General features: G+C 67.8%; 25 protein-coding genes. 15 read left to right on the top strand and 10 right to left on the bottom strand.

Annotated features, from left to right (window positions below; translation table 11 throughout):
• Nucleotides 1-51: 51 nt before the first annotated feature.
• Together ABE957_RS09590 and ABE957_RS09585 are read right to left on the bottom strand one after the other, a co-directional pair.
• Complete coding sequence (locus tag ABE957_RS09590) at nt 52-1,428, bottom strand: NCS1 family transporter (RefSeq protein WP_349758453.1); 1,377 nt, start codon at nt 1,426-1,428, stop codon at nt 52-54.
• 103 nt (nt 1,429-1,531) lie between these two features.
• On the bottom strand, nt 1,532-2,278 hold the full coding sequence (locus ABE957_RS09585; RefSeq protein ID WP_349758452.1) for an aspartate/glutamate racemase family protein: 747 nt from the start codon (nt 2,276-2,278) through the stop codon (nt 1,532-1,534).
• A 435-nt stretch (nt 2,279-2,713) separates the two neighbouring features.
• Here ABE957_RS09585 and ABE957_RS09580 point away from each other — a divergent pair, with 435 nt between their 5' ends.
• The 5 genes from ABE957_RS09580 (at nt 2,714) to ABE957_RS09560 (ending at nt 6,602) form a co-directional block, all read left to right on the top strand.
• Nucleotides 2,714-3,373 (top strand): aspartate/glutamate racemase family protein, encoded by a 660-nt coding sequence (locus ABE957_RS09580; RefSeq protein WP_349758451.1) that lies wholly within the window; start codon nt 2,714-2,716, stop codon nt 3,371-3,373.
• Between the two features lie 122 nt (nt 3,374-3,495).
• A complete protein-coding gene (puuE, locus tag ABE957_RS09575; protein WP_349758450.1) occupies nt 3,496-4,428 on the top strand; it encodes an allantoinase PuuE in 933 nt (310 codons plus the stop codon).
• Between the two features lie 66 nt (nt 4,429-4,494).
• On the top strand, nt 4,495-5,031 hold the full coding sequence (locus ABE957_RS09570) for an ureidoglycolate lyase (RefSeq protein WP_349758449.1): 537 nt from the start codon (nt 4,495-4,497) through the stop codon (nt 5,029-5,031).
• Nucleotides 5,028-5,867, top strand: coding sequence for a bifunctional allantoicase/(S)-ureidoglycine aminohydrolase (locus ABE957_RS09565; RefSeq protein ID WP_349758448.1), 840 nt, complete (start codon nt 5,028-5,030; stop codon nt 5,865-5,867). Before ABE957_RS09570 ends, ABE957_RS09565 begins: the two co-directional genes overlap by 4 nt.
• Before the next feature lie 225 nt (nt 5,868-6,092).
• Nucleotides 6,093-6,602: a GlcG/HbpS family heme-binding protein gene (locus tag ABE957_RS09560; RefSeq protein ID WP_349758447.1), complete on the top strand. Its 510-nt coding sequence runs from the start codon at nt 6,093-6,095 to the stop codon at nt 6,600-6,602.
• Between the two features lie 67 nt (nt 6,603-6,669).
• Here ABE957_RS09560 and ABE957_RS09555 read toward each other — a convergent pair whose 3' ends face one another.
• The 6 genes from ABE957_RS09555 to ABE957_RS09530 all read right to left on the bottom strand — a co-directional run bounded on the left by ABE957_RS09555 (nt 6,670) and on the right by ABE957_RS09530 (nt 12,364).
• A complete protein-coding gene (locus ABE957_RS09555; RefSeq protein ID WP_349758445.1) occupies nt 6,670-7,377 on the bottom strand; it encodes a GntR family transcriptional regulator in 708 nt (235 codons plus the stop codon).
• Between the two features lie 134 nt (nt 7,378-7,511).
• Nucleotides 7,512-8,276 carry an aspartate/glutamate racemase family protein gene (locus tag ABE957_RS09550; RefSeq protein WP_349758444.1) on the bottom strand — a complete coding sequence of 255 codons (765 nt, stop codon included), beginning with the start codon at nt 8,274-8,276 and terminating at the stop codon, nt 7,512-7,514.
• Nucleotides 8,277-8,383: 107 nt separating this feature from the next.
• On the bottom strand, nt 8,384-9,664 hold the full coding sequence (locus tag ABE957_RS09545) for a TRAP transporter large permease (protein WP_349758443.1): 1,281 nt from the start codon (nt 9,662-9,664) through the stop codon (nt 8,384-8,386).
• Complete coding sequence (locus ABE957_RS09540; RefSeq protein ID WP_349758442.1) at nt 9,661-10,218, bottom strand: TRAP transporter small permease; 558 nt, start codon at nt 10,216-10,218, stop codon at nt 9,661-9,663. Before ABE957_RS09540 ends, ABE957_RS09545 begins: the two co-directional genes overlap by 4 nt.
• Nucleotides 10,215-11,213 (bottom strand): TRAP transporter substrate-binding protein, encoded by a 999-nt coding sequence (locus ABE957_RS09535; protein WP_349758441.1) that lies wholly within the window; start codon nt 11,211-11,213, stop codon nt 10,215-10,217. The genes ABE957_RS09540 and ABE957_RS09535 overlap by 4 nt, the downstream gene beginning before the upstream one ends.
• A gap of 452 nt (nt 11,214-11,665) precedes the next feature.
• On the bottom strand, nt 11,666-12,364 hold the full coding sequence (locus ABE957_RS09530) for a GntR family transcriptional regulator (protein ID WP_349758440.1): 699 nt from the start codon (nt 12,362-12,364) through the stop codon (nt 11,666-11,668).
• 194 nt (nt 12,365-12,558) lie between these two features.
• On the opposite strand from ABE957_RS09530, the gene ABE957_RS09525 reads away from it, so the two are divergent.
• From ABE957_RS09525 to ABE957_RS09500, 6 genes are all read left to right on the top strand, one after another.
• Complete coding sequence (locus tag ABE957_RS09525; RefSeq protein ID WP_349758439.1) at nt 12,559-13,296, top strand: maleate cis-trans isomerase family protein; 738 nt, start codon at nt 12,559-12,561, stop codon at nt 13,294-13,296.
• A 67-nt stretch (nt 13,297-13,363) separates the two neighbouring features.
• Complete coding sequence (locus ABE957_RS09520) at nt 13,364-14,416, top strand: TRAP transporter substrate-binding protein (RefSeq protein WP_349758438.1); 1,053 nt, start codon at nt 13,364-13,366, stop codon at nt 14,414-14,416.
• 52 nt (nt 14,417-14,468) lie between these two features.
• Nucleotides 14,469-15,104, top strand: a complete 636-nt coding sequence (locus ABE957_RS09515; protein WP_349758437.1) for a TRAP transporter small permease subunit — start codon at nt 14,469-14,471, stop codon at nt 15,102-15,104.
• Nucleotides 15,101-16,402 carry a TRAP transporter large permease gene (locus tag ABE957_RS09510; protein ID WP_315586331.1) on the top strand — a complete coding sequence of 434 codons (1,302 nt, stop codon included), beginning with the start codon at nt 15,101-15,103 and terminating at the stop codon, nt 16,400-16,402. The genes ABE957_RS09515 and ABE957_RS09510 overlap by 4 nt, the downstream gene beginning before the upstream one ends.
• Before the next feature lie 68 nt (nt 16,403-16,470).
• Nucleotides 16,471-17,901 (top strand): dihydropyrimidinase, encoded by a 1,431-nt coding sequence (hydA, locus tag ABE957_RS09505; protein WP_349758436.1) that lies wholly within the window; start codon nt 16,471-16,473, stop codon nt 17,899-17,901.
• Between the two features lie 2 nt (nt 17,902-17,903).
• The gene (locus ABE957_RS09500; RefSeq protein WP_349758435.1) at nt 17,904-18,665 is read left to right on the top strand and encodes a 2-keto-4-pentenoate hydratase; all 762 of its coding nucleotides are present in this window, start codon (nt 17,904-17,906) and stop codon (nt 18,663-18,665) included.
• A gap of 123 nt (nt 18,666-18,788) precedes the next feature.
• Here ABE957_RS09500 and cynS read toward each other — a convergent pair whose 3' ends face one another.
• Both cynS and ABE957_RS09490 read right to left on the bottom strand, forming a co-directional pair.
• Nucleotides 18,789-19,259 carry a cyanase gene (gene cynS / locus ABE957_RS09495; RefSeq protein WP_349758434.1) on the bottom strand — a complete coding sequence of 157 codons (471 nt, stop codon included), beginning with the start codon at nt 19,257-19,259 and terminating at the stop codon, nt 18,789-18,791.
• Nucleotides 19,260-19,280: 21 nt separating this feature from the next.
• The gene (locus ABE957_RS09490; protein WP_349758433.1) at nt 19,281-19,940 is read right to left on the bottom strand and encodes a carbonic anhydrase; all 660 of its coding nucleotides are present in this window, start codon (nt 19,938-19,940) and stop codon (nt 19,281-19,283) included.
• A 112-nt stretch (nt 19,941-20,052) separates the two neighbouring features.
• On the opposite strand from ABE957_RS09490, the gene cynR reads away from it, so the two are divergent.
• From cynR to ABE957_RS09470, 4 genes are all read left to right on the top strand, one after another.
• Complete coding sequence (gene cynR / locus ABE957_RS09485) at nt 20,053-20,958, top strand: transcriptional regulator CynR (RefSeq protein WP_349758432.1); 906 nt, start codon at nt 20,053-20,055, stop codon at nt 20,956-20,958.
• Between the two features lie 350 nt (nt 20,959-21,308).
• The gene (gene gcl, locus ABE957_RS09480; protein ID WP_349758431.1) at nt 21,309-23,084 is read left to right on the top strand and encodes a glyoxylate carboligase; all 1,776 of its coding nucleotides are present in this window, start codon (nt 21,309-21,311) and stop codon (nt 23,082-23,084) included.
• An 88-nt stretch (nt 23,085-23,172) separates the two neighbouring features.
• Entirely contained in the window at nt 23,173-23,949 is a 777-nt protein-coding gene (hyi, locus tag ABE957_RS09475; RefSeq protein ID WP_349758430.1) for a hydroxypyruvate isomerase, read from the top strand.
• A 50-nt stretch (nt 23,950-23,999) separates the two neighbouring features.
• Complete coding sequence (locus ABE957_RS09470; RefSeq protein ID WP_349758429.1) at nt 24,000-24,887, top strand: 2-hydroxy-3-oxopropionate reductase; 888 nt, start codon at nt 24,000-24,002, stop codon at nt 24,885-24,887.
• Nucleotides 24,888-24,984: the final 97 nt, after the last annotated feature.

Below are 24,984 nucleotides of genomic sequence, written 5' to 3'. Positions count from 1 at the left end.
CCCTCGGGAAGGGGCCGGGCAGCAGGAGAGACTATCCCCGCTGTCGGCGAGTTACTGGCAGAAGCGCTGGCAGGGGGCCCAATGCTTCATCAGCAGGTAGTAGGTAAGGCCGGCCGGGATCAGGCTGGCGTACCAGGAAACCGAGGAGAAGGAGAGGGCAGCGGCGATGCCCACCACGGTGGCGATCAGGGCCGCCGGGTTGACGCCGCGGTAGGGCCCCTGCTCGTCGTAGAGCTTGCCGAGGTCCAGGGTGCGGCGGCGCACCAGGTAGTAGTCGACCACCAGGATGGCGAAGATCGGGCCGAGGAAGGCGGAGTAGGTCTGAACGAACAGCTGCAGGCCGTCGGCGGAGTCCGGCTGCACCAGCTCCCAGGGGAAGGTCGCGAAGGCCAGCAGGCCGACGATCACGGTGGCGGTACGGAACTTCAGCTTGAAGGCGTCCATCAGCACGTAGGTCGGCGGCACCACGTTGTTGAGCACGTTGGTGGTCACCTGGGCGAAGGCGATGAACAGCAGGGTGGTCATCAGCAGCGGGGTGTTGTCCACGGCGTTGGCAAACACCTGGACCGGGTCGGCGACGCCGGTGGCCTCGGAGACCATGTAGCCGATCAGGCCCATGAACAGGGTGCAGGGCAGGATCGACATGGCGTACAGGGTGGTCAGAAGCCCCGGACCGCTGCCCTCCTTGTGCTCGCGGGAGTAGTCGCTGACGTTGAGCATCATGGTGCTGTAGATGCCCAGAAACAGCATGGTGGCGCCCCAGAACGGCATGCCCCAGGAGCCTTCCATGGTCAGCATGCTCGCCGAGAGCTCGTCGCCATAGCGCTGCACGGTGCTATAGAACATGTAGACCAGCGAGGCCAGGATGAAGGCGCTGCCGATGTTCTCCAGCCACTTGATGCCCTGGAAGCCCAGCACCGACAGGGCGATCTGCAGGAACTGGAAGGTGATGAAGAAGAAGATCAGGTTGTCGAAGCCGAACAGGGTCGCCGAGACCATGTTCAGCGCGCCGGCGCCGATCCAGCTCTGGAAGCCGTACCAGACGATGGCGGGCACGGCGCGCACCAGCCCCGGCAGGCGGGTGCCGGCGAAGCCGAAGGCGCTGCGCGCCTGGACCATGAAGGGGATGCCGTACTTGTAGCCGGCGGCGCCGTTCAGGGCCAGGGCGATGCCGATCACGAAGCAGCCGATGGCGATCGCCAGCGTCGCCTGAAGCAGGTTCAGGGTGCCGACCACGCTGGAGCCCATGGTGAAGGTGCCGATCGAGACGCAGCCGCCGAACCAGGCCAGCAGGTAGGAGGTGCGCCCCATGATGCGGGTCTTCTGGGGGGCCAGCGATTCGCTGCCGGCGGCCTTGGTGTCATGGGAAGCGTCGTGGCTCACCCGGGTATCATCGCCGGGGACGGCGCGGGAGGTCGAGAGGGTCATGGTGCTCTCCTCGCAAGATGCTGCAGTCGTTGTGGTTGTTGTCCGACCCGTTCAGGGGCCGGGGTCGCCTGCGCGATGCGCGGCTCGGCTCGAAGCGTCGGCGTCAGCGCAGGCCGGCGCCGTGGGACAGGTGCTCGAAGCGCCCGGTGAAGGCCTTGGCGCGCGGGAAGGCCAGGTCGCCCACCTTGCTGGTGCCGAGTCCCAGGCCGACCAGCGCCTCGCTGAGCTTGACCGCGGCGGTCACGCCCTCGACCACCGGCAGGCCGACGGCCTCGCTGATCTCGTCGGTGAGGTCGGCCATGCCGCCGCAGCCCAGCACAATGGCGCCGATGCCGTCCTCGTCCCGGGCGCGGCGGCCCTCCTCGATGATGCGGGTGAGCGCGGCGTCGCCGTCGTCTTCCAGGTCGAGCACCGGGATCTCGGCGGCGCGGACCCGCCGGCAGTGATGGCTGAAGCCGTACTGCTCGAGCAGGTGCTCGGCGATGATGCCGGTGCGGCCCAGGGTGGTGACCACCGAGAAGCGGGTGCTGATCAGCGTAGCCATGTGGAAGGCCGCCTCGGCGATGCCGATCACCGGGGCCCGGGTCAGCTCGCGGGCGGCCAGCAGGCCCGGGTCGCCGAAGCAGGCGATGATGTAGGCATCCACGCCGTCGCGCTCGCCGGCCATCACCTCCTCGAGCACGCCCACGGCGCTGATGGCCTCGTCGAAGTGACTCTCGATGGAGACCGGCCCGTGCGCCGGCTGGGTGGCGGTGATGACGGTGCCAGGGGCGGCGATGCCCTGGGCGGCGGTACCGATGGTGTCGGTCATGCCGCGGGTGGTGTTGGGGTTGATGACGCGAATCTGCATGGGGTCTCTCGCTGTCTCGTTATTTTTGTGAACAAGTAATTTGTTTCTTGTACACAAAATAGGATGCCGAGATCGGCAAATCAAGTCCGAATCGGATGGCAGGGGTGTCCAGTAAATCCTTTAAAATCAGTAATATAAATAATAATTAGAGAAAAAATTGTGCCGCCATTCAATGTATACAGCTGATCGTCGCTATTTTTCCTAGCAAAATGCATACATTTTTAATTGTGTAATGAATACAATGGCGGCGGTAGCGATTTATTGCCCGCCATCCCGGGTCCCTCCCGGGATCCACCGGCGCCGAGCAGGGCAGCGACGCGGGCCGTCGCGGTGGGACACGACGGCTCGGCAGCTTTCCCTTGGCTCGGGGGTTGATTTCTTGTATACAAAAATGGAGTCTGAGGGACGCGCCCCAGCTCGACCGGAGGAGAGGCGATGCGCCTGCTGATGCTTAACGGCAACACCAATGCCGCCATGACCGCCGCCATGGCCACGCGGGCCAGGGTGTTTCTCGGCGAGGCGATCGAGGTGGACGCCGAGACGGCCGAGCAGGGCGTGGCCTACATCGGCTCGCGACGCGACTGTGCCCTGGCCGGCGCCGCCGTGGTCTCGAGCCTCGAGCAACGCGAGACACGGGATCACGCGGCCGTGCTGCTGGCCTGCTTCGGCGAGCCGGGGCTGGCGGCGGTACGCGAGATCAGTTCGGTGCCGGTGGTCGGCCTGCTCGAGGCCTCGGTGCTCTCGGCGCTGCAGCTTGGCGCGCGCTTCGCGATCGTGACCCCGGGGCGCCGCTGGCCGCGGATGATCGAGGATGTGCTGCACGACCTGGGCGTCGCGCGCCACTGCCTGGGCATCACGCCGGTGGAGATCGGCGACCTGGTCCTGCCGGCCGAGCGCGAGGCCGCCCGCGAGCGAATCCAGGCGGCCATCGACGACCAGCAGGCGCGGCTCGCGCCCGATGCGATCATCGTCGGCGGGGCCGCCTTCGCCGGCCTGGCCGCGGCGCTCTCCGCCCCGCCCGGGACCCGGCTGATCGACTCCCTGGACGCCGGCCTGGCCCAGAGCCTGGCGCTGATGCGGCTGACCGCCGACTGAGGGTGGGAGGATCTTGCAACGACAATGGGCACACCCTATCCTTTAATTGTATACATTTAGTGTTGCTCAAAATGGCCGCCATGCGCCATCGAGTCAGCCCCTAACAAGAAGGAAGCTACGCCATGACCTCACCGACCCGAGGGGACTATCCGCGTGACCTGATCGGCTATGGCCGCACGCCGCCCCAGGCCAACTGGCCCGGCAAGGCACGCATTGCCGTGCAGTTCGTGCTCAACTACGAGGAGGGCGGCGAGAACTGCGTGCTGCATGGGGACGAGTGTTCCGAGCAGTTCCTCTCGGAGATCATCGGCGCCCCCGCCTTCCCCGATCGCCACCTGAGCATGGAATCGATCTACGAGTACGGCTCCCGCACGGGCGTGTGGCGGATCCTGCGCGAGTTCGAGCGCCGCGGCCTGCCGCTGACGGTGTTCGGCGTGGCCATGGCGCTGGAGCGCAACCCCGAGGTGGCCCACGCCTTCAAGGAGCTGGGTCACGAGATCGCCTGCCACGGCTATCGCTGGATCCACTACCAGAACGTCCCGGAAAAGCTCGAGCGCGAGCACATGCGCAAGGCGATCGAGATCTTCCAGTCGCTCTACGGCGAGAAGCCGCTGGGCTGGTACACCGGCCGCGACAGCCCCAACACGCGCCGGCTGGTGCTCGATGAGGGCAACTTCCTCTACGACAGCGACTACTACGGCGATGACCTGCCATTCTGGACCCGCGAGGCGGACAGCCAGGGACGCGAGCAGTCACATCTGGTGGTGCCCTACACCCTGGACACCAACGACATGCGCTTCGCCGCCCCTCAGGGCTTCAACACCGCGGATCACTTCTTCACCTACCTGCGGGATGCCTTCGACGTGCTTTACGCGGAAGGTGAGGACACCCCGAAGATGCTCTCCGTGGGCATGCACTGCCGGCTGCTCGGCCGTCCCGGACGCTTCCGCGCCCTGCAGCGCTTCCTGGATCACATCGAGGCCCACGATCGCGTCTGGGTCACCCGCCGCGTGGACATCGCCCGCCACTGGGCCGAGCACCACCCGGCGCCCTGAGTCGGCGTCATATACCGAGCCGGGCGGTGCGCCGCCCGTCCCGCCCCGCATTCTTCAGGAGCCGTCATGCTTGAACTCGAGGCCCAGCCCCTCACCCCGGAGGCCTTCGCGCCCTTCGGCGACGTGATCGATACGCGCACGTCCGACTACTTCCATATCAACGCCGGCCGCACCCGGCGCTACCACGACCTGGCCCGGGTCGAGACCCTCGGCGAGCAGGCCCATACGTTGATCAGCATCTTCGTCAGCCAGCCGGTCCAGGCGCCCCTCGAGCTGCCGTTTCTCGAGCGCCATCCCCAGGGCAGCCAGGCCTTCGTGCCGATGCATGAGGAGCGCTTCATCGTGGTGGTGGCGCCGCCCGGCGAGACCATCGAGCCGAGTGACGTGCGCGCCTTCGTCACCGACGGTCGCCAGGGCGTCAACTACCGCGCCGGCACCTGGCACGCCATCCAGTCGGTGCTCGAGCGCGAGGGCGAGTTCCTGGTGGTCGACCGCGGCGGCGAAGGCAACAACTGCGACGAGCACCCCATCGACATCCGCGTGACCCTGCCGCAAGGCGAGGCCGTCGCGCCGACCAGTAGCGAACAGGAGTCCACTTCATGAGTCAGCCGCGTCAGTACTACGCGCCAACGGGCGGTCACCCGAGCCAGAAGGTGATGACCACCGACCGCGCCATGTTCACCGAGGCCTTCGCGGTGATTCCCAAGGGCGTGTATCGCGACATCGTCACCAGCAAGCTGCCCCACTGGGAGAAGACCCGGCTGTGGGTGCTGTCGCGTCCGCTGTCCGGCTTCGCCGAGACCTTCTCCCAGTACATCATGGAGGTCTCCCCGGGCGGCGGCAGCGAGCGTCCCGAGACCGACGCCGGCGCCGAGGGCGTGCTGTTCGTGGTGGACGGCGAGATGACGCTGACCATCGAAGGCGAGAAGCACCGCATGGTGCCTGGCGGCTACGCCTTCCTGCCGCCCGGCAGCGACTGGCAGCTGCGCAACGAGGCCGACGCCCCGGTGCGCTTCCACTGGATCCGCAAGGCCTACGAATACGTCGACGGCATCGACGTGCCCGAGGCCTTCGTGGTCAACGAGAACGACATCGCGCCCTCGGTGATGCCGGACTGCAACGAGGTGTGGGCGACCACCCGCTTCGTCGACCCGGACGACCTGCGCCACGACATGCACGTGACCATCGTCACCTTCCAGCCCGGCGGCGTGATCCCCTTCGACGAGACCCACGTCATGGAGCACGGCCTCTACGTGCTCGAGGGCAAGGCGGTCTACCACCTCAACCAGCAGTGGGTCGAGGTCGAGGCCGGCGACTACATGTGGCTGCGCGCCTTCTGCCCGCAGGCCTGCTACGCGGGCGGCCCGGGGCCCTTCCGCTACCTGCTCTACAAGGACGTCAACCGCCACATGGCGCTGCCCTACAGCCAGCGCCGCTGAGGCGACCCACGGCCACGCCACACGCCGACACCCGCCAATAGGCGGGTGTCGGCGTTTCAGGGCTGCGCTCAGTACTGGCGGTCGATCTCGGTGATGGATTCGCCGGTGTGCCGGGCGTGATCGGCCTCGCTATGCTCTAGGAACGCCCGCACCGACCTGACAGCAGGCCAGCAGACGCGGACTGTCCCGACCGGATCACCACAGACACGTAACAGGGAGTTTCCCATGACGTCCTTTCGTTTCTCACGCCTGGCTTCCCCCCTTGCCGTCGCCGTGGCACTGCTTCCGCTGTCCGCTTTCGCGGCCTCGTTGCCGACGATGCCCTACCTGCCTCTGGAGATGGCGCAGCAGGCTGCCAATGCCGCCATGACGCACTGTCTGGGCGAGGGCGAGCGGGTCAGCGTGGCTGTCGTCGAGCGCGGCGGCGCCACCAAGGTGCTGATCAAGGCGGATGGCTCGGGGCCGCACACGGTCAACAGCAGCACCGGCAAGGCCTTTGCCGCCGCCAGCCTGGGCCGCGAGACCCAGGCCTTCGCCGAGTTTCTCAAGGAGCATCGCGAGTTCGACGGTCTGCGCGACATGGACGCACGCATGGTGATCCTCGGTGGGGGGCTGCCGATTCGCATCGAGGGGGCACTGATCGGCGGCATCGGCGTCGGCGGAGCGCCGTCGGCGGCGATCGACGAAGCCTGCGCCAGGGCGGGGGTCGAGGCCATTGGCGGCGAGTCGCCTTAACCATCGAACCGCTGACAAGGGGCCGCGCAGGGAGGGCCCAGGCGGATGCCGACGCGGCGGTCAGGTCTCAGCCGCGATTGATGTCGGTGATCGACTCGCCGGTGTGCTGGACGTGATCGGCGAGCAGGCGCCGCGCCCGCTCGCCGTCGCGGGCCTTCAGGGCCTCGAGGATGGCGCGGTGCTCATCGGTGGACTCCTGCCAGCGGCCGATACGATCCAGCGCCAGGTAGCGGGCGCGCTCCAGGCGGCCGAGCAGCCGCCGGTGGGTCTCCTCCAGGACCGGGTTCTTGGCGCCGGCCACCAGCAGGGCGTGGATCCGCTGGTTGAGCGCGAAGTAGCCGTCGCGGTCGCCCTTCTCATGGAGCTTCTCCAGGCGCTCCTGCAGGGCCTCCAGCTGCTTGAGCTCGGTGTTGGTCATGCGCTCGGCGGCCAGGCTCACGGCCAGGCTCTCGATGCCGGCCTCGACCTCGAACAGGTGCTCGAGCTCGCGGGGGTCGATCAGCGTGACCACGGCGTTGCGGTTGCGCCGGGTGGCGATCAGGCCGTCGCTGGCCAGCATGCGCAGCGCCTCGCGCAGCGGCGTGCGGGAGATGCCCAGCTGCTCGCAGAGCGCCGGTTCGGCGATGCGCTCGCCGGGGGCCAGTTCGCCGCGCACGATCATGCGCTGCAGCACCTCGTAGGCCTCCTGGGCCAGCGAGGTGGTCTGGATGCGGCGTCGGCCGGGCGGCGAGTCGGCGATGTCGGATGCGGGGACGGCATCGCTGTCCATGGTCATGGGCAGGGCCTCCTTGGAGGGGCAGGAGCGGTGAGCAGGAACAAGCCCGTCGGGCGAATGGGCTCAGTATAGGGCGCGTCATGGCGGGGCGGGAAGGCCGCCGGGGGTTCCCCGGCGGCCCGCATTGCTCGTTCTCAGGCCCGGGTGGTGGCCAGCGGCTGGCGGCCGACCAGCCGCGAGAGGGCCTCGCCCAGGCCCTGGCAGTCCTTGCTGGGCGGCACGGCGAAGCTGCCGCCGCGGGGCGCGGTGGGGGCCAGGTCGACCATCGCCTGGGCCTGGTGCAGAGCGCAGGTCACCCCGTCCAGGGCCGGCACCGGCAGGCGATGCGCCACCGTGCGGGCGAGGCCCGCCAGCGGCGCACCGGCCAGTATCAGCACGTCGGCGCCGTCATCGGCCACCGCCCGCTCGGCCAGCGCCACCAGGCGATCGCCCTGATCCTCCTGGACGCGGCCGATGTGGGCTAGCGGCTCGTCCAGGGCACGGATGCTGGCTAAACGGTCGGCGAAGCCGTAGTTGGCGATGGTCTCGCGGTACCAGGCCTGGATGCGCTGGGAGATGGCGATCACCGAGAAGCGGCTGCCCTGCTGACAGGCGGTGACCAGGGCGGCCTCGGTCATGCCGACCACCGGGATGGGCAGGATCTCGCGCAGTGCGGCAAGCCCGGGGTCGCCGAAGGCGGCGACCACCACGGCGTCGTGGCCGGCATGGGCCTCGGCGGCGACCTGCATGGCCGCATAGCCGCCGACCTGGGACTCGGCCCGGGTCTCGATGTAGGCCACGCCGAAGGGCGCGGTGGCCAGGGTCAGCTCGGTGCCGGGGCGGGTGCTGCGCCGCGCCTCGGCCTCGATCAGGCGGGTCACGTCGGTGGAGATGTTGGGGTTGATGACCAGGAGTTTCATGGCGTGCTCTCGTGTTCGGGTGTCGATGCCGCGCTCTGGGCGCAGGGGCCCTCGCAACCCGCCCGTGAGGGCGGGCGGCGCGGGGTTCTCGTTATGGTCGGGTTCCGTCAGTAGCCCAGGGTGCGGGGCAGCCAGGTGACGATGCCGGGGAAGGCGATGCAGGCGATCAGCACGGCGTACTGGAAGAGGATGAACGGCCAGGCACTCTTCATCAGCTCGTTGAGGCTGATGTTGGAGATGCCGCACATCACGAACAGCAGCACGCCCACCGGCGGCGTCATCATCCCGACCACCAGGTTCATCACGAACAGGAAGCCGAACAGCAGCGGGTCGACGCCGTAGGCCAGCGCGATGGGAGCCAGCAGCGGAACCAGCATGATGTAGGCGGCGTTGGACTCGATGAACATGCCCACGCCGATCAGCAGCGCCATGACCAGCAGCAGGAACATCAGCGGGTCGTCGGTGAGCCCCTGGATCCAGTTGGTGAGCTGCATCGGGATCAGGTCGATGGTGAAGGCGAAGGTCATGGTCGAGGCGAAGGCGATCAGCGCGCCCACCATGGCGGCGGTCACCGCGGCGTTGAACATCGCCTTGGGCAGGTCCGAGAGGCGCAGCTGGCGGGTCACGAAGAAGCCGATCAGCAGCGCATAGACCACGGCGATGGCGGCCCCCTCGGTGGGGGTGAAGGCGCCGGCGACGATGCCGCCGACCACCACGATGGGCATCAGCAGGATCGGCAGGGCACGCCAGGTCTGCACCAGCACGTGGCGCAGCCCCACCACGCCGCCGACCAGCGGATAGCCGCGGCGCATCGACAGGAAGCTCGCCAGGCCCATGAAGCCCAGCGCCAGGATCACGCCGGGGATCACGCCGGCCATGAACAGCCCGCCCACCGAGACCGAGGAGCCGGCCATCAGGGCGTAGATGATCATGGCGTTGCTGGGCGGGATGATGGCGCCCAGGTTGGCGGCCGAGGCCACCACGGCGCTGCTGTAGCCGGTGTCGTACTGCTGGCGCATGGAGGGCACCAGCGAGCTGCCCAGGGCACTGGCGCTGGCCACCGCGGCGCCGCTGACCGCGGCCAGCACCATGCCGGCGACGATGGCGACGTGGGCCAGGCCGCCGTGGACGCGACCGATCAGCGAGTTGGCGAAGTCGACCAGGCGCTGCAGGATGCCGGCGGCAACCATCAGCTCGCCGGCCAGCATGAACAGCGGGATGGCCATCAGCGGGAAGCTGTTGACCGAGTGCATCATGCGCTGGGGCATCACCGAGAAGTCCATGCCGCCGACGTAGAGGCCGACCAGCGAGGCCAGGCCCAGGGCGAAGGCCAGCGGCATGCGCAGCAGGGCGAAGCCCATGAAGGTGAAGATGATGGCGGGGGTCATGAGGCGCTCCCTCCTTGACGACCGGGCGGGGCGCTGGGCAGCGGCTCCAGCCGGCAGGCCTGGGCGATCAGGTGCAGGCAGCAGTGGACGGCACAGATCAGCACGGCGATGTAGAAGACGGCGGCGGTGATCGGCAGGGTCGGCATCATCTCCTGCCACTTGTCGGCCACCGCGCCGACGCTGATCCAGGCGAGGACCGCCATCAGCGCGGCGCCGATCAGCGCCATCAGGCGGGCCAGCGCGTCCTGCAAGGTCTTCGGCAGCAGGCTGACCAGGGCGTCGATGCCGACGTGGATGCCGACCTTGATGCCGTGGGGAATGGCCAGGAAGATCGCCCACACGAAGCACAGGCGCGACAGCTCATCGGCGGAGTCGATGGAGGTGCCGAGCACGTAGCGGGCGAAGACCTGGGCCGAGACCAGCACGGTCATCAGGGTCATGGCCAGCAGGATGGCGAAGTAGGAGGTGCGATCCAGCAGCGCCAGGCCATGCAGGAAATGTCGGGTGAACGGGCTGGAGGCATGCGCCTCCAGCCGGTGCCAGGCGGGTGTCATGACCCCAGCTCCTCGAGCACCCGGTCAACGATCTCCGCGCCGATCTTGTCGCGCAGGTCATCGACCACGCCCTGGCTCGCGTCACGCAGCGCGCTGCGGGTCTCGTCGCTGATCGGGGTGAACTGCATGCCGCGCTCGATCAGCGTCTCGCGGGCCGCCGTGTCCTCCTCGGCGGCGGTCTCGCGCTGCCAAGCCACCGCCTCGGCCATCGCCTCGTGCACCGCCTGCTGCTCGTCCTCGCTCAGTCCCTCGAACTTGTCGCGATTGGCGACCACCACGATGTAGTCGTAGAAGTGGCCGGTATCGGAGAGGTACTGCTGTACCTCGTCGAGGCGCTTGGTGCTGATGATGCTGTAGGGATTCTCCTGGCCGTCGAGCACGCCCTGCTGCAGGGCCCCGTAGACCTCGTTGATGTCCATGGAGACCGGGTTGGCGCCGATGGCGCGGAAGGTGTCCAGGTGGGTCTGGTTGGGCTGCAGGCGGATCTTGAGGTCCTGGAAGTCCTCCACGGTCTCGAGGGGGTGGGCGTTGTTGGTGACGTGGCGGAAGCCGAGTTCCATGTAGCCCAGGGCCGTGAAACCGGCCTCGGCGAGCTTCTCGTCGAGCAGCTCGCCGACCTCGCCGTCGATCAGCGCGAAGGCGTCCTCGCGGCTGTCGAAGGCGAAGGGCAGGCTCAGCGCCTCGAGTTCGGGCACGGTGCGCGACAGGTAGGAGATGCCGATCCAGGTGCCCATGATGGCGCCCGAGTTCACCTGGTCGACGTTCTCGCCGGCGCCACCGAGCTGCATGTTGGGGAACAGCTGGGCGGTCAGGTCGCCGTCGGTACGCTCGGCGAGCTGCTCCTGGAAGATCTCCATGGCGCGGCTGCTGGAGTGATCGTCGGTGAAGTTGCCACCGAAGCGCAGGGTGTCGGCGCCGGCCATCAGCGGCGCGCCGAGGCCCAGGGCCAGCAGCAGGGGGGTGGTGTAACGAACGTTGCGCGTTGTTGTTGTCATCCGAAAATCCTTCGCGGCAAGTGAGGAGGAAGCGGGGCGTGCCCAGGGGCATGCCGACGACTCAGGGAAACCATAGGTCAGGGTTTCTCAAAATTCAAAATACAGAATACGTTTTTTTCACTTATTCAATAAAATCAATTGACTATATTTTTAAAAATATGCGAGCGCGGGATGCTTTTCCGTGGAGCGGCGGGCCGGGCCTGCGCGGGGCGGGTGCCGTTGGCAGTGGGGTGCGGATCGAGGGGACAGCGGCGGGTAGGCGGCAGGGTAGGCGGCTGGGCGAAGGCGGGCATGCGACCGCATCACTCGCCCGAGATGGCCCCCGGCGCACCAGACGACCCTCGGTGGGCGATGGGTCGAGGGGCGATGGGTCGAGGGGGCGAGGCGACGATGGGGCGTGAGGGCGATGGCTCGGGTGACCCAAGCCAACGGCCGACGAGCGCCGGCAGGGCTCAGCGCGTCGCCAGGCCCTCGAGCACCGCGTCGCCGGTATAGCGCATGTGGTCGCGCATGGCGTTGGCCAGGGCCTCGCCGTCGCGGCGCTCCAGGGCGTCGAGGATGCGTTCGTGTTCGCGGGCCGACTCGTCCCAGCGACCGAGCTTCATGTTGGCCGCGTAGCGGGCGCGGGTGATCTTGAGGTTGAGCGTCGTCTCGAGCTCGAGCAGCACGCCATTGCCCGAGATCTCGGCCAGCCGGCGATGGATCCGCTGGTTGAGGCGGAAATACTCGACCCGCTCCTGGCGCCGATAGTGATCCAGCATCTGGTGGTGCAGCGCGCGCAGCTCGGCGATCTCGGCGTCGCTGGCGCGCCGCGCCAGCAGGTGCCCGGACAGCGCCTCCAGCTCCACCATCACCTCGAACAGGTCGGCCACCTCTCGGGGATCCACCTCGGTCACCTTGGCGCCGCGATTGGGCAGCAGCTCCACGAGCCCCTCGTTGGCCAGCACCTTGAGGGCCTCGCGCAGCGGGGTGCGCGAGACCTCGAAGGACTCGCAGAGGCGCTTCTCGGAGATCCGGCTGCCCGGCGTCAGCTCGCCCTCCAGCACCATCTCGCGAAGCTGCTCCGCCACCACCTCGTAGAGCGACAGGCGGCGAAGCGGCGCCGAGCCGGCGAGGGCCTCGGGGGCCTTCACATCTGCGGTGTCGTCCATGGACATCTCCTGTTGGAAGGCGACGCGATGCCGCGTCGCCGGTTGCCGAAAAGTGTACTTGCAAAATCTGGATCTTGTGCGACTCTTTGCATACTGTATTTTGAATTCAAAATTCAAAGCACGCCAAAAACCCGAAAAGCACGTCCGATAACAACGCCCGACAAGAACACTCGATAAGAACAAGGATCCTGCCCATGCCACGCACCCTGATCGGGATGCTCACTCCCTCCTCCAATACCGTGCTGGAGCCCTATACCGCGGCCCTGCTCGGCGAGCTGATGCCCGAGGTGACCGCCCACTTCCAGCGCTTCACGGTCAAGGAGATCACCCTGAGCGACCAGGCGCTGGCGCAGTTCGACCCGGCCCCGCTGCTCGAGGCCGCCGGCCTGCTCAACGACGCCCGCATGGACGTCATCGCCTGGAACGGCACCTCGGCGAGCTGGCTGGGCTTCGAGGCCGACCGCCGGCTGTGCGCCGCCATCACCGAGGTGACCGGGGCGCCGGCGACCACCAGCGTGCTGGCGCTCAACGAGGCGCTCGATCGCACCGGTGTGACCCGGCTCGGGCTGGTAACGCCCTATCTCGACGACATCCAGGCGGCGATCATCGCCAACTACCGGGCCGAGGGGATCGAGGTGGTCGCCGAGCGCCACCTCAACGATCGCGGCAACTTCTCCTTCTCCGAGTACGACGAGGCGACCCTGGCCGAGATGGTGCGCGAGGTGGCCAAGGCGAAGCCCCAGGCCATCACCATCCTCTGCACCAACCTGCGCGGCGCGGGCATCGTGCCCGAACTCGAGCGCGAGCTCGGCATTCCCATCTACGACTCGGTCAGCGTCACGGTCTGGAAGACCCTGGCCCTGGCCGGGATCGATCCGGCCCGCATCACCGGCTGGGGAGGGCTGTTCCAGGACCCGCGCCTGACGGCGTGAGGCCGGCAGCGCTCCCCGACCTCCACGGCAAGACCACCATCAACAATCCCAATCACGAGGTGACCCGATGCCAACCATGACCCCCAAGAAGATCGCGCTGGGCGTATCGCTGGCCGGCGGCCTGCTGCTCGGCGGCCTGGCCCAGGCCGAGACCATGCTGCGCACCGTCGGCAACTTCTCCGGCAACAAGCTGCACGTCGAGGAGGTCGAGCGGCCCTTCTTCAATGAGCTGAACGCCCGGGACGACCTGGCCGTCGTCTACAACCCCATGGACGCCATCGGCGTCGAGGCGGCCGACGCCCTGCGCCTGATCCGTTCCGGCGCCTTCGACGTGATGTCGGTGCAGATCGGCATGGCCTCCCGGGACGAGCCGTTCTTCGAGGGCATCGACCTGGCCGGCGTGTCGCCGAGCCTGGATGCCCAGCGCGAGGCGGTGGATGCGGTACGCGAGGCGTTCGATGCGCGCCTGCAGGAGCGCTTCAATGCCAAGCTGATGACGCTGTGGCCCTTCGGCCCGCAGATGATGTTCTGCAACGGCGACATCGACGGCGTCGAGGACCTCGCCGGCAAGAAGGTGCGCGTCTTCACCCCCTCCATGTCGCGCCTGGTGGAAGGCCTCGGCGCCACCCCGGTGACGCTGCAGTTCAGCGAGGTCTACCTGGCCCTGCAGCGCGGCGTGGCCGACTGCGGCGTGACCGCCCCCTCCGCCGGCAACAACGGCAAGTGGCCGGAGGTCACCGACACCTTCGTGCCGCTGCCGCTGGCCTACTCGGTGCAGGGGCACTTCATGAACCTCGAGACCTGGAACGGCTTCAGCGAGGACCAGCAGCGTGAACTCACCGAGGCCTTCGCGCGCCTGGAAGAACAGATGTGGGGGCTGGCCTCCGACGTCAACGATGACGCCATCGCCTGCAACACCGGCCAGGAGAGCTGCACCAACCACGAGGCCTACGACATGGACCTGGTGGAGATCGATCCGAGCTCTCGCGAGCTCGTCGAGCAGATCACCAGCGAGGCGGTGCTGCCGGTGTGGGCCGAGACCTGCAGCAAGCAGTACGACGACTGCGCCGCGGTCTGGAATCGCACCGTGGGTGAGGCCTCCGGCCTGAGCATCCAGTAAGCGTCGTCAACCCGCGCCCCGGCCGCGGCCGGGGCGCCCCTGGAGGTGCCCGATGCTATCCCGGAATCCCTACTGGCTCGCCCGCAGCCTGGCCCACGGCGCCGCCGTGGCCGCCGGCTACGCCGCGCTGGGCCTGTCACTGTTGATCACCTTCGAGGTGATCGCGCGCAAGCTCTTCAACTTCTCCCTGCAGGGCGTCGACGAGATCGGCGGCTACGTGCTGGCGATCGGCGTCTCGTTCAGTTTCGCCTACGCCCTGCTGCACCGTGCCCACACCCGGGTCGACGTGCTGATGGCGCGGTTGCCGGCCGTGCTGCAGGCGCCGCTCAATGCCGCGGCGATGCTGATGCTCGCCGCCTTCTCGCTGTTCATGCTGTGGCGGGCGATCGAGACCCTCCACGAGACCCTGGAGTTCGGCAGCCTGGCCAGCACCCCGCTGCAGACCCCGCTGTGGATTCCCCAGAGCCTGTGGGTGATCGGCCTGGGGGTCTTCGCCCTGCTCACCAGCCTGCTGGCCCTGCACGCCCTGGCGCAGCTGGTCACCGGCCGCGTGCGTGCGCTCAACCGGGATTACGGTCCGCGCAGCGCCCAGGATGAACTGGACGAGGCCCAGCATGACTACGGCGACAGCGTGTCCACGACCGCCACCTCCGCCACCCCCGCCACCCAGGGAGGAGACGCGACATGATCGGCGCATTCGAGGTCCTGATCGGCTTTGGCATCATGCTGGGCATGATGGCGGCCGGTATCCACGTGGCGGTGGCGATCTTCTCGGTCGCCGCCCTGGGCACCCTGATGTACCTGGGCACGCCGCTGCTCTACTCCTTCGGCGACACCCTGTGGGGAACCCTCAACGACTTCATCCTCACCGCCATCCCGCTGTTTATCCTGTTGGGGGAATTGCTCCTCCGTAGTGGGATTACCGAGCGGATGTACAGCGCGCTGTCGGTATGGCTCAACCGCATGCCCGGCGGGCTCCTGCACACCAACATCGGCGCCTCCTCGGTGTTCGCCGCCATGTCCGGATCGTCGGTCGCCACCGCCGCCACCATCGGCACCGTGGCGCTGCCGGCCTTCGCCGAGCGCGGCTACAGCGAGCGCCTGGCGCTGGGTACCCTGGCCGCCGGGGCGACGCTGGGCATCCTGATCCCGCCCAGCATCAACATGATCATCTACGGCGCGATCACCAACACCTCCATCGGCAAGCTGTTCATCGCCGGCATCCTGCCGGGGCTGGCGCTGGCCGGGGCCTTCATGCTGGCGATCATGGCGTTCAGCCTGCTGCGCCCCGAGGTCGCCGGCGAGCGCGAGCCGCGGGTGCCGCTGCGCGCGCGGCTCGCCTCGCTGGTGGACCTGCTGCCGCCGGCCTTCGTCTTCGCCATCGTCATCGGCAGCATCTACAGCGGCTGGGCCACGCCCACCGAGGCCGCCGCGCTCGGCGTGGTCGCCGCGCTGCTGCTGGCCGCGATCAATCGCAAGCTGACGCTCACCATGCTCCACGAGTGCTTCCTGTCGATGGCGCGGACCACGGCGATGATCATGCTGATCATCGTGGCGGCCTTCTTCCTCAACTACATCGTCGGCATCCTCGGCATCCCCCATACCCTGACCCAGTGGGTCGCCGACCTGGGGCTCTCGCCGCTGGGGCTGATCCTCGCGCTGGTGATCTTCTACCTGGTGCTGGGCTGCTTCCTCGAGACGCTGTCGATGATGATCGCCACCGTGCCCATCGTGGTGCCGATGGTGGTGCAGTTCGGCTTCGACCCGGTGTGGTTCGGCATCTTCCTGGTGATCATGATGGAGATCTCGCTGATCACCCCGCCGATCGGCATGAACCTTTACGTGGTGCAGGGCGTGCGCGGACGCGGCTCGATCTCCGACGTGATGATCGGCAGCCTGCCGTTCCTCGCCATCATGCTGGCCTTCGTGGCGCTGATCATCATCTGGCCGGGCCTGGTGCTGTGGCTGCCCGAGGCCATGGGCTAGGGCCCTGACGTCATTTAACGGCCGGCGCCCCGCCGGCCCATTCCGACACTTCAGACGAGGCACGCGACATGTCACGCTTCGACACCATCATCAAGAACGGCCAGCTGATCACCGCGGCCGATCGCTACACGGCCGATATCGGCATCAAGGACGGGCGCATCGTCGCCCTGGGCCAGGCGCTGGGCGAGGCCAACGAGGTCATCGACGCCCAGGGGCTCTGGGTGATGCCCGGCGGCATCGACGCCCACTGCCACCTCGACCAGCCGCTCGGCGACGGCGCGGTGATGGCCGACGACTTCCTGACCGGCACCCGCTCGGCGGCCTGCGGCGGTACCACCACGGTGATCCCCTTCGCCGCCCAGCAGAAGGGCCAGAGCCTGCGCGCCGCCGTGGAGGACTATCACCGGCGCAGCGACGGCAAGGCCTTCATCGACTACGCCTTCCACATGATCGTCACCGACCCCACCGAGACGGTGCTCAAGGAGGAGCTGCCGGCGCTGATCAACGAGGGCTACAGCTCCTTCAAGATCTACCTGACCTACGACGACCTGAAGCTCAACGATCGCGAGGTGCTCAACGTGCTGGCCATGGCCCGCCGCGAGGGCGGCATGGTCATGGTCCACGCCGAGAACGCCGACTGCATCGCCTACCTGACCGAGCTGCTCGAGGCCCAGGGTCAGACCTCGCCGTTCTATCACGGCGTGGCCCACTCGGCGATCGCCGAGCGCGAGGCCACCCACCGCGCCATCTCGCTGGCCGAGCTGATCGATGTGCCGCTCTTGATCGTGCACGTCTCCGGCCCCGAGGCGATCGAGCAGATCCGCTGGGCCCAGGGCCGCGGGCTGCGCGTCTACGGCGAGACCTGCCCCCAGTATCTGATGCTGACCGCCTCCGACCTGGACAAGGAGGGCTTCGAGGGCGCCAAGTGCGTGTGCAGCCCGCCGCCCCGCGACAAGGCGGCCCAGGAGGCCGTGTGGCAGGCACTCGAGAGCGGCGTCTTCCAGGTGTTCTCCTCGGATCACGCGCCGTTTCGCTACGACGATGCCCAGGGCAAGAAGCTGCACGGCGAATCGGCCAGCTTCGAGCACATCCCCAACGGCATCCCTGGGCTCGAGACGCGCCTCTCGATCCTGTTCTCCGAGGGGGTGGTCAAGGAGCGCATCGACCCGACGCGCTTCGTGGCCCTGACCGCGACCAACCCGGCGAAGATCTACGGCCTCTATCCGCAGAAGGGCACCATCGCCATCGGCAGCGACGCCGACCTGACGCTGTGGGATCCCGCCGCCCGCTCCACCATCCGCAACGCCGACCTGCACCATGCCGTCGACTACACCCCCTACGAGGGCGTGGCGCTCACCGGCAAGCCGGTGCTGACGCTGTCCCGCGGCCAGGCGGTGTGCCGCGACGGGGCCTTCACCGCGCCGGCCGGCCACGGTCGCTTCCTGACCTGCGACAAGCCCACGCCCGCCCGGCCGCGGGGCCAGGCGAAGGGGTTCTGAGGATGGCGCAAGATGAGCTGATCGATGACGCCGCCCGGCGCCTGCTGGCGGCCTATCCCCCCGCGGCGATGATCCCGGTGCCCTCGGATCTGGCCCTCGCGGACGAGCGCACGGCCTATGCCGTGCAGTCGCGGGTATCCGCCGCGCTGGGCACGCCCAGCGGCTGGAAGCTTGGCGGCATCGTGCCGGGCGAGACGCCGCGCTACTCGCGGCTCTTCGCCGAGTGGAGCCAGGCCTCGCCGGGGCGCTTCTCGCGTGACGCCTTCCATCGCGTCTACCTCGAGCCGGAGCTCGCCGTGGTGATGGGCGAGGCCTTGCCCTGCCGCGAGACGCCCTATCGGCTCGACGAGGTCGCCCCACGGGTCGCGAGCCTGCACGCGGCCATCGAGCTGGTCGATAGCCGTTTCGTCGAGTGGCCGGCGGTGCCGGCGCTGTGGCAGCTGGCCGACGGGCTCAGCCACGGCGCCTTCGTGCTGGGCGAGGCGGCGCCGGCGGGGGATCTTGGTCAGATGTGCGACGCCGCCTACCGCCTCGAGCTCGACGGCGAGCCGGTGCTCGAAGGCCAGGGCGGTCATCCTGGCGGCGACCCGGCGCGGCTGCTGGTGGAGATGATCAACGACCACATGGTGGCCACGGGGCAGGGCATCGCGGCCGGCGAGGTGATCACCACCGGCACCTTCAACGGCGTGGTGGAGATGCGCGCCGGCCAGCGGGCCCGGCTGGCCTTCGCCGGCATCGGCGAGGCCACGCTGGCCCTGGACTAGCCGGCGCTCGAGCCGACCCACTCTCTACTTGCCCGACGCAACGAACCGCGGCGCCTTCAGGCGCCGCGGTTCATTGCGTCCTCCTCACGACCCCTTGCGAGTCGCCGGGGAGGGGCCGGCCGCTCAGAACGGCTTGTAGGGCAGGAACTTGCCGTCCAGTGTGATCACCGCGCGCGACCCGCCCTCGGGATCCTCCACCTTCTTCACATCGAGCTTGAAGTTGATGGCGCTGATGATGCCGTCACCGAACTCCTCGTGCACCAGGGCCTTGAGGGTGGTGCCGTAGACCTGAATCATTTCGTAGAAGCGGTAGACGGTCGGATCGCTGGGGATCGCTTCCTCGAGGCTGCCGCGCAGCGGGATGGTCTGCAGCAGCGCCACGTCGTCGGCGTCGAGCTCGAGGGTCTTGCCCACGACCTCGGCGGCCTCGGCGGGCAGCGGGTGCTGGCCGAGCAGGGCGGCGGTGACGAAGGCCACGCTCAGTCCGGTGCCCTCGGTGATCTCGGCGAACGACAGGTCCTTCCTGGCCTTGGCGATCAGCGCGCGGTCGGTGAGTGCCTGACGAGCGGCTTGACGGTTCTGGGATTGCAGCATGGTGATGGCTCCTTGGATGGATCAGACAGCTGCGGGCAGCTGTTCGGGGGTGGCGCGGACCCGGGTGTGGTCCGCGAGGGGAACGAAGGTATTGGTGCGGCCGTCGAGGGCATCGATCTGGCCCGAGGCGATGTCGTAGACCCAGCCGTGCAGCGCCAGGCGCCCCTCATCGAGGGCGAAGCGCACCGAGGGGTGCGTCTTGAGGTTGGCCAGCTGGGCGATCACGTTCTCGCGGACCAGCGCATCGACGCGCTCGCGCTCGCTGGCGTAGTGGCGTGCCCGGTTGACGATCCGCGCGGAGTCGGCGTAGCGCAGCCACTTGTCGACGGCGGGCATGTGCTCCATGCACTGGCAGCTGGCGATGGCCGTCATGGCGCCGCAGTCGGAGTGGCCGCAGATCACGATGTCGGCCACGCCCAGGGCCGTCACGGCATACTCCACCGCGGCGGAGACGCCGCCGGGCTCCGGGCCGTAGGAGGGCACGATGTTGCCGGCGTTGCGGATCACGAACAGGTCGCCGGGCTCGCGCTGGGTGACCAGCTCCGGGACTAGGCGGCTGTCGGAGCAGGAGATGAACAGTGCCCGGGGCGACTGTCGGGAGGCCAGGTCCCGGAACAGGGCGGCGCGTTGCGGGAAGGCGTCGCGCTGGAAGGTCAAGAAACCGTCGATGATGTCCTGCATGGTGGGGGCTCCGTCTGCGCCGTTACGATGCAGCGCAATCTACGCCCGCCTACTAATAAGGTAAAAGACCGATATATAATGATGCACATAAGCACTCATTATGGGTTACGCCATGCTGCTGCGTCATATCCACTACTTCCTCGCCGTCGCCGAGCACCGGGGCTTCACCCGGGCGGCCGCCGCCCTGCACGTCTCTCAGCCGGCGCTTTCCCAGCAGATCAAGCAGCTCGAGGAGCGCCTGGGGGCGCCGCTGTTCGACCGCTCCGGACGCGCGATCCGCCTCACCGATGCTGGTGAGGTCTACGCGCGCTTCGCCCGTCTCGCCCTCCAGGATCTCGAGGCGGGACGTCGCGCCATCCACGACGTCGGCGACCTCAGCGAGGGCAGCCTGCGCCTCGCGATCACGCCGACCTTCACCGCCTACCTGGTGGGTCCGCTGCTCGCGGCGTTCCATGCGAGATATCCAGAGATCACGCTGAGCGTCAGCGAGATGTCCCAGGAGCGCATGGAGGAGCTGATCAACGACGACCGCATCGACGTGGGGATCGCCTTCGACGAGGTGCACTCCGCCGAGCTCGAGGCGACCGAGTTGCTCGTCGAGACGCTGACCCTGGGCGTGGGACGGGACCATCCGCTGGCGGGGCAGGCGCGCATGGCGCTCTCCCAGCTCGACGCCCAGCCGATGATCCTGCTCGACGACGAGTTCGCCACCCGCGAGCGCATCGATCGCTACTGTCGCCAGCACGGCGTCTATCCCCGGGTGATGATGGAGGCCAACTCGATCAGCGCGGTGGTCGAGATCGTGCGCCGAACGTCGCTTGCCACCCTGTTGCCGGAGCCGATCGTCCGGCAACACGACGACCTGCTGGCCCTGGCCCTCGAGCCGGCCTCTTTCTTTCGCACGGCCGTGCTGCTGCAGCGCCGGGGCGCCTATCAGACCGCCGCGGCGCGCGCCTTCGTCGATCTGGCCCTCGAGCACTGCCGGGACCTCGCACCGCCCCGGCCCGAACGGCCCTGAGAGCGCGTCGCTCCGGCGGCTTGCGGCGATTCGTCACCCCCTTCCGGCCTGTGCGGCGATCCTCCTGGCGGCGGCGCCAGGCGCCGTGCGGAAGGCCCGGGATTGCATACATATGCGCTGAACATTTCCCGCCATGGCGGCTCGCGACGCCGCGGGCGGGGTAGCGCGTGATGTTTTTTGCGGGAATTTTTTCCATTTGCACAAGCTTTTGATATGGAATGCTTTTTTTCGGCAAAAAAATAAGCTGGAAATGTTTTCCAGAAAATCTTGACGGACCCCGGGAGTGGCGCCTAGTCTCTGTATACAGAAATATTTTCCAAAGAATAAAACCCGCCACTGGAGGAATCGTCATGGCTCGCATGACCGCCGCGGAAGCTGCCGTTCACGTGCTGCGCAAGGAGGGCGTCGATGTCGCCTTCGGCTTGCCCGGCGCCGCCATCAACCCCTTCTACGCCGCGATGCGCAAGGTCGGGGGCGTCGACCACGTGCTGGCGCGCCATGTCGAGGGGGCCTCGCACATGGCCGAGGGCTATACCCGCACCCAGCCGGGCAACATCGGTGTGTGCATCGGTACCTCCGGCCCGGCCGGCACCGACATGATCACCGGGCTCTACTCCGCCTCGGCGGACTCCATCCCGATCCTGTGCATCACCGGCCAGGCACCGACCGGCAAGCTGCACAAGGAAGATTTCCAGGCGGTCGACATCCAGGCCATCGCCGGCCCGGTCACCAAGTGGGCTATCACCGTGCTGGAGGCCGCCCAGGTGCCGCGTGCCTTCCAGCAGGCCTTCCACCTGATGCGCAGCGCGCGTCCGGGCCCGGTGCTGCTCGACCTGCCCATCGACGTGCAGATGACCGAGATCGAGTTCGATCCGGACACCTATGAGCCGCTGCCGGTCTACAAGCCGGCCGCCAGCCGCGCCCAGGTGGAGAAGGCGCTGGGCATGCTCAACGAGGCCGACAAGCCGCTGCTGGTGGCCGGGGGCGGCATCATCAACGCCGATGCCGCCGACCTGCTCACCGAGTTCGCCGAGCTGACCGGGGTGCCGGTGATCCCGACCCTGATGGGCTGGGGCACCATTCCCGACGATCACCGCCTGATGGCGGGCATGGTCGGCCTGCAGACCTCGCACCGCTACGGCAACGCGACCATGCTCGAGTCCGACTTCGTGATGGGCATCGGCAACCGCTGGGCGAACCGCCACACCGGCACGCTCGAGACCTACACCAAGGATCGCAAGTTCGTTCACGTGGACATCGAGCCGACCCAGATCGGGCGCATCTTCGGCCCCGACTATGGCATCGTCTCCGACGCCAAGGCGGCGCTCGAGCTGTTCATCGAGGTGGCCCGCGAGTGGCAGGCCGAGGGCAAGCTCAAGGATCGCAGCGCCTGGGCCGAGGAGTGCCAGGAGCGCAAGCGCACCCTGCTGCGCAAGACCCACTTCGACGACGTGCCGGTCAAGCCGCAGCGCGTCTACGAGGAGATGAACAAGGCGTTCGGCAAGAACACCCGCTACGTCAGCACCATCGGCCTCTCGCAGATCGCCGGCGCGCAGTTCCTGCACGTCTACAAGCCGCGCCACTGGATCAACTGTGGCCAGGCGGGCCCGCTGGGCTGGACCATTCCGGCCGCCCTGGGCGTGCGTCGCGCCGATCCGGACACCGATATCGTCGCGCTCTCCGGCGACTATGATTTCCAGTTCATGATCGAGGAGCTGGCGGTCGGGGCGCAGTTCAACCTGCCCTACATCCACGTGGTGGTGAACAACTCCTACCTGGGACTGATCCGCCAGGCCCAGCGCGGCTTCGAGATGGACTACCAGGTGCAGCTCGCCTTCGAGAACATCAACTGCCCGGAGATCAACGGCTACGGCGTGGATCACGTCTCCGTGGTCGAGGGGCTGGGCTGCAAGGCGATCCGCGTCACCGAGCCCGACCAGATCGCGCCGGCCTTCGCCGAGGCCCGCGAGCTGATGAAGGAGCATCGCGTGCCGGTGGTGGTCGAGGTCATCCTCGAGAAGGTGACCAACATCTCCATGGGCACCGACCTGGGCGGCATCAACGAGTTCGAGGCGCTGGCCGAGAACGTCGCCGACGCCCCGAGCTCCATCGCCGCCCTGCGTTAAGGAGCGTTAGGCTCGCCGCCGGTGGGGACCGGCGGCGGGCGCTCCGGCAAGACCGCCGACACACACGAAAAGAGACAGGGAGATGCACATGGCCAAGTTTGCCGCCAATCTCAGCATGCTGTTCACCGAGGTCGACTTCCTCGACCGCTTCGAGGCCGCCGCCAAGGCCGGCTTCAAGGGCGTGGAGTACCTCTTCCCGTACGACTTCGAGGCCGCCGAGATCAGAAAGCGTCTCGATGACAACGGCCTGACCCAGGTGCTGTTCAACCTGCCGGCCGGCGACTGGGGCGCGGGCGAGCGCGGCATCGCCTGCCATCCGGACCGCGTCGAGGAGTTCCGTTCGGGCGTCGACAAGGCGATCGCCTACGCCAAGGTGCTGGGCAATACCCAGGTCAACTGCCTGGCCGGCATCCAGCCCGAGGGCGTCAGCGATGACCAGGCGCGCCAGACCCTCGTCGAGAACCTGCGCTTCGCCGCCGAGAAGCTCGCGGCCGAGGGCATCCTGCTGATCGCCGAGCCGATCAATACCCGCGACATCCCGGGCTTCTTCCTCAACCGCACCGCCCAGGCCCTGGCGCTGTTCGACGAGGTGGGCTCGAACAACCTCAAGCTGCAGTACGACATCTATCACATGCAGATCATGGAAGGGGATCTGGCCCCGACCATCGAGGCGAACCTCGCGCGCATCGCCCACGTGCAGTTGGCCGACAACCCGGGCCGCCACGAGCCGGGCACCGGCGAGATCAACTATCCCTTCCTGTTCGCGCACCTCGATCGCCTCGGCTACGACGGCTGGATCGGCTGCGAGTACAAGCCCCGGGCGGGCACCCAGGAAGGCCTGGGCTGGCTGGACGGCGTACGCTGAGCCGGACCCCGACATTCCACGACACGCATCTAGGTGACAGGAGAGATATTATGAGCAAGATCGGTTTTATTGGACTGGGCATCATGGGTCGTCCCATGGCGGGCCACCTGCTGGACGCCGGCCACGAGCTGACCACCGTCAAGCGCGGTACCCTGGACGAGACCCTGGCCTCCAAGGGCATGCAGGCGCTCGCTGATCCCAAGGCGGTCGCCGAGGCCTCTGAGGTGATCATCACCATGGTCCCGGACACCCCGGACGTCGAGACCGTGCTGTTCGGTGAGGGCGGCGTGATCGAGGGCCTCAAGCCCGGCACCCTGGTGATCGACATGAGCTCCATCGCGCCGATTCCCACCCAGGAGTTCGCCAAGCGCGTCAGCGAGGCCGGCGGCGAGTACGTCGACGCCCCGGTTTCCGGCGGCGAGGGCGGCGCCATCAACGCCGCGCTGACCATCATGGTCGGCGCCACCGAGGAGGGCTTCCAGCGCGCCACGCCGATCCTCGAGGTGATGGGCAAGACCATCACCCACATCGGTGGACACGGCGCCGGCCAGACCTGCAAGGTGGCCAACCAGATCGTCGTCGCCCTGACCATCGAGGCGGTCTCCGAGGGGCTGCTGTTCGCCTCCAAGGCCGGCGCCGACGTGGCCAAGGTGCGCGAGTCGCTGCTCGGCGGTCTTGCCCAGTCGAAGATCCTCGACGTTCACGGCGAGCGCATGATCAAGCGCACCTTCGATCCGGGCTTCAAGGTCAAGCTGCACCAGAAGGATCTCAACCTGGCGCTGGAAGGCGCGCGTACCCTCAACCTCTCGCTGCCCGGCACCGCCAACGCCCAGCAGCTGTTCCAGGCCTGTGCCGCGCACGATGGCGCCGACTGGGATCACGCCGGCATGGTCCGGGCCCTGGAGTCTCTGGCCAACCACGAGATCGGCCAGGACTGAGTAACGGCACGTCCATCGACAGGTCGTGAACTCTGCCCGTCGGCTGTCATAGTGGGCCGACGGGTGACAGGGAGGTGACTGCTCCCTGACGGCAGGC

This window comes from Halomonas pelophila, assembly GCF_040196315.1.
In the GTDB taxonomy this organism is placed as follows: domain Bacteria; phylum Pseudomonadota; class Gammaproteobacteria; order Pseudomonadales; family Halomonadaceae; genus Halomonas; species Halomonas pelophila.
Note: the sequence above shows the minus strand (reverse complement) of the source record. Positions and strands in the feature narration are given on the sequence as shown.